Source organism: Bradyrhizobium sp. S3.7.6, assembly GCF_054061875.1.
The window spans coordinates 561,847-573,475 of record NZ_JBSSEQ010000001.1; the positions used below are offsets into that span (position 1 = coordinate 561,847).

Here is an 11,629-nt window from a genome sequence, read left to right on the forward strand (position 1 = left end):
ACAGGTGGCACGAGCTTCTACAACAACTCCTCGCAGCCCAAATCGTCCACCGCCATCATCACCCGCTCCAGATTATTCCACCAGATCAACGGCGGGATCTGGATGCTCCACTGCCAGACCGGCTTGGTGATGTGCCAGAGCACGGACCAACGGTAGTCGCGATCGAGCGCACCTCGCGTGTAGCCCGTGATGCCGCTTTCGATCAGCGTGTTATGATAGAAATTGAGCAGCGAGCGTTCGAGCGCCTGCCGTCGCTCCGGGTACCATTGCATCGCCATCATGTAGGCGAGATCGTTGGTCGGGACGTCGATGCCCCACAGGTCGAAGTCGAAGATGCGCGCGGTATCGGCGACACCGGTGGGCAGCAGGAAATTCCAGCTATGGGCATCACCATGGGTGATGCTGAGATGACGGCGCGAATGATAGCGCTCGGATAGCCGGGCCGACTGATCGATGAGGCGACGGTAGATGAGGCGTCGCTCCTCGCTGAGACGGTCACCGAGCAAATCGGCAAAGCGGTCGTAATGACCCGCGAACGCCTCCATGTGCTGCGTGCTGTCTTCGGTGCTCGCCCAGCTGCCGACGGTCTCGCCGAGATCGGGATGGTCCCACCAGGCCGCATGCCAGCGCGCCAGCGTCGTGACGATCGCGATCGCCTGCTCGCGTGACGGCGGCAGCGGCCATTGCGTTGCGACCTCGTGGCTGTCGGTGAGATCCTCGAGCAGCAGGTGCCAGGCGAGGCTTTCTTCGTCGAAATGCGCGTCGAAGCAGCGCGGCACCAATCCCAGCGGCATCTTCGGCGCAGGCTGCGTGTAGTACGCCACCTCGTGCCGGCCGGCATTGGCGAGCGTCTGCGCAAACGCGGAATTGGCGGTCTTCAGGATCAGCGATTGCGGCGCACCGGCGGATTCCCCGACATAGCGCAGGCCGAGGCGGACGATGTGTGACACGACGGTGTCACGCTGATGCAGCACCTTCACCTCGCGCACGGCGCCAGCGTCCAGCACGCCACCCCTGCGCAGCGCAGCCGTCAGTTGGGCGGGCTCAACGACCGCCGGCAGTTGTGGAGGTGTCATGACCACGATGCCCCTGTCCCGCGCAATACTGCACGATCACGACCCCACGCACCAGCCGCAGACCCGGCGCCCGGCTCAAGCCGCTGCGGTCGAGTCGCGCACGGTCCGGACGACGACCGACCGCAGCGATTCCAGGTTGGCCGCCATGCCCGCGATCGCCTGCCTCACCTCCGTGGCGCGCGCGTCCACCGAGGCGGCGTCGCGGCTGACATTGGCGATCTTGGCCGAGACCTCCTTCGCAGCGGATGCCGATTCGGAAATCGACCGCGCGATCTCCCGCGTCGCGGAGTCCTGCTCTTCCATCGCCGCCGCGACCGACGTCGCCACGCCGTCGATCTCGACGATGTGGCCTCCCATCGTCTCGACGGCATCGACTGCGGCCTGGGTCGAGGCCTGAACCTCGGCGATCAGGCGCCCGATCTCTTCGGTGGATTTGGCGGTCTGGTCGGACAGGGATTTCACTTCGGCCGCAACCACCGCAAAGCCGCGGCCGGCCTCGCCGGCCCGCGCGGCCTCGATCGTGGCATTGAGCGCCAGGAGGTTGGTCTGGCCGGCGATGCCGCCAATGAGGTCGGAGACCTCCGCAATCTTCTTCACTGCGCCCGCCAGCGCCTGGATGGTCGAACGCGCCTGCTCGCGGCCCGCGACCGCCGATTTCGTGACAGTGCTGGTCCGTGCCACCTGGGTTGCGATGTCCCGGATCGAGGCGCTCAGTTGTTCGGCGGCGGCCGAGACGGTCTGCGAGCTACCCAGCGCCTGGGTGGAGGCCGAGGCCACCGCCTGCGACTCCGCGGACAGCGACCGGGCGATCTCGGACAGGCTGGAGGCGGCCCGTTCGACGCCCTGGCTTGCCACGCTCGCGGAATCGACCGAGCGGCCGGTCTCGCGCTCGACGGTCTCGGCCATCTGGTGCAGGGCGCCGCGCTTGGCCGTCGCGGCCTCCTGCTCCTTCCGCAACTGCTCCTCGCGCAGGCGCGAATTCTCGATCGCCCCCTGCTTGAACACCTGGAGCGCACCCGCCATCGAGCCGACCTCGTCCTGGCGGTGCGCGAAGGGGATGTCGGCGGCGAGATCGCCGGTCGCGAGCTTCTGCATCGTGTCCGTCATGCGCACGATCGGGCGCACCACGCCAAGCGCGACGCCGAGCAGGCCTGCGGCAATAAGGGCCAGGACGGCTGCGGAGACGCCGAGGAGAATGTAGAGGATCGAGCTGTCGCGCTCGGCCGCCAGCTTCTCCATGTCGGCATTCTGCTTGTTTGCGCTCTCGACGATGCTGTCGATGACGGCGCGGTGCGCGGTGTAGGCGTCCTTGAGCTGCGCATAGGCGCGTTCGGCGCCGGCCACGTCCTTGGCTTTGAGGGCCGGCAGGAGCTGATCAGACAGAAGCTTCCAGAACTTCTGCACCTCGGCGTCAGATTTCGACACCAGCGCCGTCTTCAGATCGGTGGAGAGGCTGGAGGTGGTCCAGAATGCCTTGCGCTCATCGTAATCCTTGCGGAGCTGGACCAGGCGTTCGCCATGGGCCGACAGCTGGTCCGGCTCGCGCATGGCGAGCGTGGCCTCGAGATAGGCTTCGATCACATATTCGGGCGGCGGCAGGATGTCCGCGATGAGGTCGTTGCCGAGCTTGATGTCGGAATAAAGCGGACCGCCGACCTTGAGCTCGCGCAGGGCGTAAAGGCTGGTCGAGACGACGGCAGTAAAGCCGATGGCGAGAACGATCCCGAATGCAATGACCGCAGAAGAAAGCGAGAGACGAATTTTCATGAAACAATCCAATGGCGCAGGTCGAAATCCGAACGGACCCTAAACAACTGCGGTAAACACGGGATTGCTTCGCGCGGAAATTGTATCCCGCGGGCACCGGAAAATTACGAAAAGAGGACGTCAGTCGGTCGTTTTTGAGTCAGCGAGATCGACTCGGGGCACGAACAGAAACGTCTCAGGCCCGATGAAACGCAGCAACCAGCTCAGTTGCGCTGGATGAGAAACGCGTGGCGGCTGTCGATATCGCCGCCACGCGTTGCTGCCTCACATGTCGAAGAAGACCGTCTCGTCGTCGCCCTGAAGCCGCAGGTCGAGCCGATAGACCGCCTTCCCCGCCTCGCGCGTCGCGATCAGCGTCGCGCGGCGATCGGCCGGCACCAGTCCCAGCACGGGATCGGTGGCATTGCCGGCCTCGTCGCTGAAATAGATGCGGGTGTAGAGATGCCGCAGCATGCCGCGACCGAACACCGCAAGCACGATGTGCGGCGCCTGCGGCTTGCCGTCGGGATCGGGCACCGCGCCCGGCTTGACGGTGTCGAAGGAATAATTGCCGTCCTTGTCGGTGCCGCAGCGGGCAAAGCCGCGGAAGCTGGCATTGGGCAGAGCGCGCTTGTCCTGGGGGTCGGCGAAGCGGCCCTGCGCATCCGCCTGCCAGATCTCCAGCATGACGTCGGGCACCACGACGCCGTCGCCGTCGAACACGCGGCCTTCGATGCGGACGCGATCCCCGGTGACGTCGGGCGTCAGCGTCGAGTTGGTGAACGCGTCGTTCCAGGCGTATTCGCCGGTCGGCGTCAGGCCGTATTTGAAGAACGGACCGACGGTCTGCGATGGGGTAATACCGTTGTCCTGCACTTAGGTGTTCTCCATTGGCGTGGCGTTCTTGCCGCGCAGCACGATGTCAAAGCGGTAGCACAGCGCCCATTCGGGCTGCGTGTTCTCGAGGTCGAAAGACGACACCATCCGCGCCCGCGCCTTCTCGTCCGGCACCGAATTGAAGATCGGGTCGAACGGGAACAGCGGGTCGTTCGGGAAATACATCTGCGTCACGAGCCGCGTGACGAAGGAATGGCCGAACACCGACAGATGGATATGCGCGGGACGCCAGGCGTTGTGGTGATTGCCCCAGGGATAGGCGCCAGGCTTGATGGTGACGAAACGGTAGTAGCCGGCGGCATCGCTCACGGTGCGGCCCGCGCCGGTGAAGTTCGGATCGAGCGGCGCCGGGTGCTGGTCGCGGACATGGACGTAGCGGCCGCAGGAATTGGCCTGCCAGATCTCGACCAGCGAGTTCGGCACGCCGCGTCCGTCCTCGTCGCGCACATGGCCGTGCACGATGATGCGCTCGCCGATCGGCTCGCCGGTATGCTGGGTGGTGAGATCGGCATCGCCCTCGCGCACGGTCTCGTGGCCGTAGACCGGGCCGGTCAATTCCGACAGCGTGTGGCGCATCGGGATCAAGGGCTTGTTCGGCGCGCGCTTGATCGAGCTCTTGTATTCGGGCGACAGCGGCAGCGGATGCGCCTTGTTGCTGTCGACGGGATAGATGAATGTCATTGGCGAACTCCTCCCCGGCCATTTTGCTCCAGCCGGTCAACGCTTCCCCCGATCATTATAGAACATAACTAATCTAGGGAAGCGGGTTTGGCGGGCGTTCTGCGCCCGGCAGGGCCACGCTATTTGATCGGCGGACGCGGTAACACGGCCTCACCGGCCTCCAGCCGATAGGTGTGGTCGAGCGAATACCAGGGGGTCGGGACGTCTCGTGCGGTCGGATGCGGCGTGTCGTGGCGCTGGAACTTGCCGATCAGTGCCTGCGTCACCCCGAACTGCACGTCGCTGTCGATATGCGGGTCGGCGGGGTCGTAGACCTGCGAGATCAGCACCTTGAATCCGGGCTTGAAGATCAGCGCGTGCAGATGCGCGGGCCGATAGGGATGCCGGCTCTGCGCCTCGAGGAGGCGCCCGACCACGCCGTCGGTCGGGATGGGATAGCCCACCATCATCACCGAGCGGAAGGCGAAACGTCCGTCCTGGTCGGTCGTGAACTTGCCGCGCAGGTTCATGTCGGCTTGATCAGGGTCCTGGTTCTCGTAGAGACCGACCGGCGAGGCGTGCCAGACATCGACCTCCGCATCGGCGACGGGACGGCCGTCTTTGTCGACGACGCGGGCGCTGACGAACAGCGGCGCGCCGGGCGTCTCCGAGCGGACGATCGAGCCGCCATTCTCGACCCGCGGCGAGTTCAGCCGCCAGAACGGGCCGAGCAGCGACTGATCGGTTTCGGTATTGCCCTGATCGCCGTTGTTGAGCAGGCACAGCAGCGGCGAGACGCCGAGCGAGCCCGCCATCAGCACGACTTCGTTGTGCGTGTCGGTCGTGAGCTTGCCGAGCTCGGCCACGATCGCGGTCGCGTCCCGGAACTCCTTCTCGGTCAGGCGGACATCGCGGACGAAGGCGTGCAGATGCTTGACCAGGGAGACCATGATCTGACGCAGCCGCGGATCGGACGTCCGCTCCATCACCGCCAGTGCCGCGGCCGTGACGTCCTGCTCGCGCTCGATGATCATGCTCGTCTCCGGATTACCCGTCATTCCGGGCGCGAGTGAAACGAACGAGCCCGGAATCTTCGCCTCTCCCCGCTTGCGGGGAGAGGGAGAGGAGAAAGCTCAGTTCAGCTTCTCGATCGCGACCGCAACACCCTGGCCGACGCCGACGCACATGGTGGCCAGCGCCAGCTTGCCGCCGCGCTTTTCCATGCCGTGGACGGCGGTGAGCGCGAGGCGCGCGCCGCTCATGCCGAGGGGATGGCCGAGCGCGATGGCGCCGCCATGCGGATTGACAAAATCGGCATCGTCGGCAACGCCGAGCTGGCGCATGCAGGCAATGCCTTGCGAGGCGAAGGCCTCATTGAGCTCGATCAGGTCGAAATCGCTGATCTTCTTGCCGAGGCGTTCCATCAGCTTGCGGGTCGCCGGCACCGGGCCGATGCCCATGATGCGCGGCGGCACGCCGGCCGAGGCGAGGCCGAGGATGCGTGCGCGCGGGGTGAGGCCATGCTTCTTCACGGCGGCTTCAGAAGCCAGGATCATCGCGGCCGCGCCGTCATTGACGCCGGAGGCGTTGCCGGCGGTCACGGTACCGGGATTGCGCACGATCGGCTTCAGTTTTGCCAGGCCTTCCAGCGTCGCCTCCGGGCGCGGATGCTCGTCCTTGTCGACCGTAATCGGGCCGGCCTTGCCGCCGGGAATGGTGATCGGCGTGATTTCCTCGGCGAAATAACCCGCCGCGATCGCCGCGCCTGCGCGCTGCTGCGAGCGGATCGCGAAGGCGTCCTGGTCGGCGCGCGAGACCTGGAATTCCTCGGCGACGTTCTCGCCGGTCTCCGGCATGGCGTCGACGCCATATTGCGCCTTCAACAGCGGATTGATGAAACGCCAGCCGATGGTGGTGTCAAAAATCTCGGCGGAGCGCGAGAAGGCTTCCTGCGCCTTGCCCATCACGAAGGGCGCGCGGGTCATGGATTCGACGCCGCCCGCGATCGCAAGCTCGATCTCGCCGGAACGGATGGCGCGGCCGGCCGCACCGACCGCGTCGAGGCCGGAGGCGCAGAGCCGGTTCAGGGTCTGGCCGGGAACCGAATCCGGCAGGCCCGCAAGCAGCAGCGCCATGCGCGCGACGTTGCGGTTGTCCTCGCCGGCCTGGTTGGCGCAGCCGAAGAAGACTTCGTCGACCTGTGCCCAATCGAGATTGGGATGCTTGGCCATCAGCGCCTTGATCGGGGCCGCCGCGAGGTCGTCGGCGCGCACCTTGGCGAGCGAGCCGCCGAAACGGCCGATCGGGGTCCGCACGGCATCGCAGATAAAGACGTCACGCATCGTTGCTCTCCCTGAATGCCGCGGTCCGGCCCAAATTCTTCAATGTCCGCGGAGTTTTAGGAGGGCGCCCGCGGCAGGTCAATTGACGGTTTCTTGCTTGTTCCGAGGGGGGCGCACGCTGCCAATGCATGCCGTGGTGCGGACAACGTGGAAAACCTCCCCTCGCCGGCCAAACCGGTAGGAGCAGGAGGCGAAATTTTGTAGGTTGCGCCGCCCATGACAATGCAACAGCCGATACCTGTGCCGCCCCCTGACGAAGCGCCCACGCCGCCGGCGGAAGCCATCGCGCGCGTCACGCCGATGATGGAACAGTACCTTGAAATCAAGGCGGCTCATCAGGGCCTGCTGCTGTTCTACCGGATGGGCGACTTCTACGAGCTGTTCTTCGAGGACGCCGAGATCGCCTCGAAGACGCTCGGCATCGTCTTGACCAAGCGCGGCAAGCATCAGGGCGCCGACATCCCGATGTGCGGCGTGCCGGTCGAGCGTTCCGAGGACTATCTGCATCGCCTGATCAGCGCCGGCCACCGGGTCGCCGTGTGCGAGCAGACCGAGGATCCCGCCGCCGCCAAAGCGCGCGGCAACAAGAGCGTGGTGCGCCGTGGCGTGGTGCGGCTGGTCACGCCGGGTACGCTGACCGAGGACACGCTGTTAGACGCGCGCGCCAACAATTATCTGCTGGCGATCGCGCGTGCCCGCGCCTCCGGTGGCGGCGACCGTTTTGGGCTCGCCTGGATCGACATCTCGACCGCCGAATTCACGGTGATGGAATGCTCTAGCGGCGAGCTCGCCGCGACGCTGGCGCGCATCAATCCGAACGAGGCGATCGTCACCGACGCGCTCTACAATGACAGCGAGCTCGGACAGACCTTGCGCGAGCTGCCGGCGGTGACGCCGCTGACCCGCGACGTCTTCGACGGCGCCACCGCGGAAAAACGCCTGTGCGATTATTTCGCCGTCGCGACCATGGACGGGCTCGCGCAGCTCACGCGGCTCGAAGCGACCGCCGCAGCCGCCGCCGTCACCTATGTCGACCGCACCCAGGTCGGCAAGCATCCGCCGTTGTCGCCACCCGCGCGCGAGGCCTCGGGCGCGACCATGGCGATCGATCCGGCCACCCGCGCCAATCTCGAATTGACGCGAACGCTCGCGGGCGAACGCCGCGGCTCGCTGCTCGACGCGATCGACTGCACGGTGACCTCGGCCGGCTCGCGCCTGCTGGCGCAGCGGCTCGCGGCGCCGCTGACGGACGCGCCCGCAATCGCGCGGCGGCTCGATGCCGTCAGCGCCTTCGTTGCGGACTCCGCTGCGCGCGAAGACATCCGCAGCATCCTGCGCGGCGCGCCCGACATGTCGCGGGCGCTGGCCCGTCTTTCGGTCGGCCGCGGCGGACCGCGCGACCTCGCCGGCCTGCGCGACGGCATCATTGCCGCCGACCAGGTGCTGACGCGCCTTTCCGAGCTCGACCAGCCGCCGCAGGAAATCGCGGTGGTGATGGCGGCCCTGCAGCGTCCGTCGCGCGAGCTCGCCGCTGAATTCGCAAGTGCCCTCGATGACCCGCTGCCGCTGATCAAGCGCGACGGCGGCTTCGTGCGTCAGGGCTACGAGCCCGCGCTCGACGAAACGCGAAGCCTGCGTGATGCTTCGCGCCTCGTCGTGGCCTCGATGCAGGCGCGCTACGCCGATCATACCGGTGTGAAGGGCCTCAAGATCCGGCACAACAACGTGCTCGGCTATTTCGTCGAGGTCACCGCGCAGCACGGCGACAAGCTGATGTCGGCGCCGCTGAATGCGACCTTCATCCATCGCCAGACGCTGGCCGGACAGGTGCGCTTCACCACCTCGGAGCTCGGCGAGATCGAGGCCAAGATCGCCAATGCCGGCGACCGCGCGCTCGGCCTCGAGCTCGAGATCTTCGAGCGGCTGTCCGCGAAGGCGCTTGATATCAGCGACGATCTGCGCGCCGCCGCCCATGCCTTTGCGCTGCTCGACGTTGCGACCTCGCTGGCCAAGCTCGCGGTCGACGACAATTATGTGCGGCCGGACGTGGATGACTCCCTCGGCTTCGCGATCGAGGCGGGCCGCCATCCCGTGGTCGAGCAGGCCTTGAAGCGCAATGGCGAGCCATTCATTGCCAATGCCTGCGATCTCTCGCCAACACCGGCGCAAAAATCCGGCCAGCTCTGGCTGCTGACCGGTCCCAACATGGCCGGTAAATCGACCTTCCTGCGCCAGAACGCGCTGATCGCGCTGCTGGCGCAGATCGGCAGCTTCGTGCCGGCGACGCGCGCGCGGATCGGCATCATCGACCGCCTGTTCTCGCGCGTCGGCGCCGCCGACGATCTCGCGCGCGGCCGCTCCACCTTCATGGTGGAGATGGTCGAGACCGCAGCGATCCTGAACCAGGCCGGCGAGCGCGCGCTCGTGATCCTCGACGAGATCGGCCGCGGCACCGCGACGTTCGACGGCCTCTCCATCGCCTGGGCCGCGATCGAGCATCTGCACGAGAGCAACCGCTGCCGCACGCTGTTCGCGACGCATTATCACGAGCTGACGGCGCTCTCGGCAAAACTGCCGCGCATGTTCAACGCGACGGTGCGGGTGAAGGAATGGCAGGGCAATGTCGTGTTCCTGCACGAGGTGCTGCCGGGCTCGGCCGACCGCTCCTACGGCATCCAGGTCGCCAAGCTCGCCGGCCTGCCGCCGGCCGTGATCACGCGTGCGAAATCCGTGCTGGCGAAACTCGAAGCCCAGGACCGCGGCCAGACCGCCCGCGCGCTTGCCGACGACCTCCCGCTGTTCGCGGTGCCCTCGCGCGCCGCCGCCGAAGCCGCACCGCCGACCGAGGCCGAGCTATTGATGGACGCCGTGAAGGCCCTCCACCCGGACGAGATGTCCCCGCGCGAGGCGCTGGATGCGCTCTATGCGTTGAAGGCCAAGCTGCCGAAGCCGTGACGGTGCCGTAGGGTGGGCAAAGCGCAGCGTGCCCACCATTCAACGACCAATTCGCGGAAAGATGGTGGGCACGGCGCGCGAAGAGCGCGCCTTTGCCCACCCTACGACTTCTGCGCGCTTGGCTTACGCCCTTGCCGCCATCGCAGCAGCTTCCGCGGCGGCGCGCTGCATGCTGGTCGACATCTCGTTCGTGACCGTGCTCTGCTCCTCGACGGCGGCGGCTGTCGAGGTGACGTATTCGCTGACGTTGTTGATGGCCTGCTTGATCGAGCCGAGCGCGCTGACGACGTCGCCGGAGATGCCGTTGAGGCTGCCGATCTCCTGGCCGATCTTGTCGGTCGCCTGTCTCGCCTGATTGGCGAGGCTCTTCACCTCGGAAGCGACCACCGCGAAGCCGCGGCCAGCCTCGCCGGCGCGCGCCGATTCGATCGTGGCGTTGAGCGCGAGCAGGTTGATCTGACTGGTAATGCTGTTGATCATCTCGATGATGCCGCTCATCGCCTTCGCCGCTTCGGTCAGCCGCTGCGCCTGCGCGTCGGCAGAGGCAACCTGCTCCACCGCGCTCATCGCGGTCTCGCGGGACTTGGTCATCGCTTCGGAGATCTCGCGCACCGACGCGTTCAGCTCCTCCGAGCCTGCGGCGACCGATTCCATCATGCCGCGGACGCGCTCATTGCCCATGCGGACCAGCACCTGCCGCGTGGTGTCAGTGGCGTATTTCACGACCTTGAACGGCTTGCCGTTGAGATCGAGGATCGGGTTGTAGGAGGCCTGGATGTAGACCTCCTTGCCGCCCTTGCCGATGCGCTTGTATTCAGCCGCCTGGTACTGGCCGCGATTGAGCGTGGCCCAGAACTCGCGATAGGCAGCGCCGTCGCGCTCCGATGGCTCGACGAACATGCTGTGATGCTTGCCCTTGATCTCGGCCAGCGAATAGCCGAGCGTGCCGAGAAAATTGGCATTGGCGGTGATGATCGTGCCGTCCATGTTGAAATCGATCACGGCCTGCGCCTTGTCGATCGCCGAGATCTGACCAGCGAGGTCGGCGTTCTTCAGCTTCTCCGCGGTGACGTCGGTCGCAAATTTGGCAACGCCGAACGGCTTGCCGTTCTCGTCGAGCAGCGGGTTATAAGAGGCGAGGATCCAGACCTCGCGGCCGCCCTTGCCGATACGTTTGTATTCGCCCGCCTGGTATTCACCGCGGTTAAGCCTGGCCCAGAATTCGCGATAGGCCGCGCTGTCGCGCTCAGCGGGGGCCACGAACAGGCTGTGATGCTTGCCCTCGATCTCGGCCAGCGAATAGCCGAGCGCCTGGCAGAAATTCTGGTTCGCAGTCACGATAGTGCCGTCGAGCTTGAACTCGATGACGGCCTGGGCGCGGCCGATGGCGGACACCTTGGAGGCTTCCGTCATGGCATTGATCTTCTTCGCGGTGATATCGGTCGCGATCTTCACGACCTTGATCGGCTTGCCGTCGCCGTCAAGCACGGGATTATACGACGCCTCGATCCAGATCTCGCGACCGCCCTTTGCAATCCGCTTGAACTCCGCGGCCTGGAACTCGCCGCTCTTCAACGCGGACCAGAACGCCTTGTACGCCGCGCCGCCTCGCTGATCGGCGGGCACGAACATGGAGTGATGCTTTCCCTTGATCTCCTCCAGCCCATAGCCCAGGGCCTTCAGGAAATTCTCGTTCGCGGTGAGGATGGTGCCATCCAGTGCAAATTCGATCGTCGCCTGCGAACGGCCGATGGCGTCGAGCTGTGCCTGGGCATTTCCATTGGGATTACGACCAAACATCAAAACATCTCCAGAATGGATCGCATGGTGCCGCAGCGCAACGCGCCTCAAAGACAGGCGAGCGGACGCCCTCGGACAGACCGAGCGTTGGAATATGACTAGCTGTGAACTATGTGGGTCCGTTCACGCGTACAGAGGACCCGCCTTGATGCC

At 65.9% G+C, this 11,629-nt stretch carries 8 protein-coding genes; 1 reads left to right on the plus strand and 7 read right to left on the minus strand.

What is annotated here, in order from left to right; genetic code table 11:
• Positions 1–17: 17 nt before the first annotated feature.
• From ACVJ5M_RS02690 to pcaF, 6 genes are all read right to left on the minus strand, one after another.
• On the minus strand, positions 18–1,103 hold the full coding sequence (locus ACVJ5M_RS02690; RefSeq protein WP_354099485.1) for a phosphotransferase: 1,086 nt from the start codon (positions 1,101–1,103) through the stop codon (positions 18–20).
• Between the two features lie 48 nt (positions 1,104–1,151).
• Complete coding sequence (locus ACVJ5M_RS02695) at positions 1,152–2,843, minus strand: methyl-accepting chemotaxis protein (RefSeq protein WP_063980034.1); 1,692 nt, start codon at positions 2,841–2,843, stop codon at positions 1,152–1,154.
• A gap of 264 nt (positions 2,844–3,107) precedes the next feature.
• Entirely contained in the window at positions 3,108–3,698 is a 591-nt protein-coding gene (pcaG, locus tag ACVJ5M_RS02700; protein WP_063980035.1) for a protocatechuate 3,4-dioxygenase subunit alpha, read from the minus strand.
• The gene (gene pcaH, locus ACVJ5M_RS02705; RefSeq protein WP_028155300.1) at positions 3,699–4,400 is read right to left on the minus strand and encodes a protocatechuate 3,4-dioxygenase subunit beta; all 702 of its coding nucleotides are present in this window, start codon (positions 4,398–4,400) and stop codon (positions 3,699–3,701) included.
• A 119-nt stretch (positions 4,401–4,519) separates the two neighbouring features.
• Positions 4,520–5,413: a dioxygenase family protein gene (locus ACVJ5M_RS02710; protein ID WP_063985948.1), complete on the minus strand. Its 894-nt coding sequence runs from the start codon at positions 5,411–5,413 to the stop codon at positions 4,520–4,522.
• Between the two features lie 99 nt (positions 5,414–5,512).
• Complete coding sequence (gene pcaF, locus ACVJ5M_RS02715; protein ID WP_063980036.1) at positions 5,513–6,721, minus strand: 3-oxoadipyl-CoA thiolase; 1,209 nt, start codon at positions 6,719–6,721, stop codon at positions 5,513–5,515.
• Positions 6,722–6,937: 216 nt separating this feature from the next.
• Here pcaF and mutS point away from each other — a divergent pair, with 216 nt between their 5' ends.
• The gene (mutS, locus tag ACVJ5M_RS02720) at positions 6,938–9,676 is read left to right on the plus strand and encodes a DNA mismatch repair protein MutS (protein ID WP_063980037.1); all 2,739 of its coding nucleotides are present in this window, start codon (positions 6,938–6,940) and stop codon (positions 9,674–9,676) included.
• A 123-nt stretch (positions 9,677–9,799) separates the two neighbouring features.
• Here the strand turns inward: mutS and ACVJ5M_RS02725 are convergent, their stop codons facing one another.
• Positions 9,800–11,476: a methyl-accepting chemotaxis protein gene (locus tag ACVJ5M_RS02725; RefSeq protein WP_187387844.1), complete on the minus strand. Its 1,677-nt coding sequence runs from the start codon at positions 11,474–11,476 to the stop codon at positions 9,800–9,802.
• Positions 11,477–11,629 lie beyond the last annotated feature (153 nt).

Bases quoted from the DNA above. Each gene is read 5' to 3' on its own strand.
- ACVJ5M_RS02695 (WP_063980034.1), bottom strand. From the start codon at position 2,843: ATGAAAATTCGTCTCTCGCTTTCTTCTGCGGTCATTGCATTCGGGATC.
- pcaH (WP_028155300.1), bottom strand. From the start codon at position 4,400: ATGACATTCATCTATCCCGTCGACAGCAACAAGGCGCATCCGCTGCCG.
- ACVJ5M_RS02710 (WP_063985948.1), bottom strand. From the start codon at position 5,413: ATGATCATCGAGCGCGAGCAGGACGTCACGGCCGCGGCACTGGCGGTG.
- pcaF (WP_063980036.1), bottom strand. From the start codon at position 6,721: ATGCGTGACGTCTTTATCTGCGATGCCGTGCGGACCCCGATCGGCCGT.
- mutS (WP_063980037.1), top strand. From the start codon at position 6,938: ATGACAATGCAACAGCCGATACCTGTGCCGCCCCCTGACGAAGCGCCC.
- ACVJ5M_RS02725 (WP_187387844.1), bottom strand. From the start codon at position 11,476: ATGTTTGGTCGTAATCCCAATGGAAATGCCCAGGCACAGCTCGACGCC.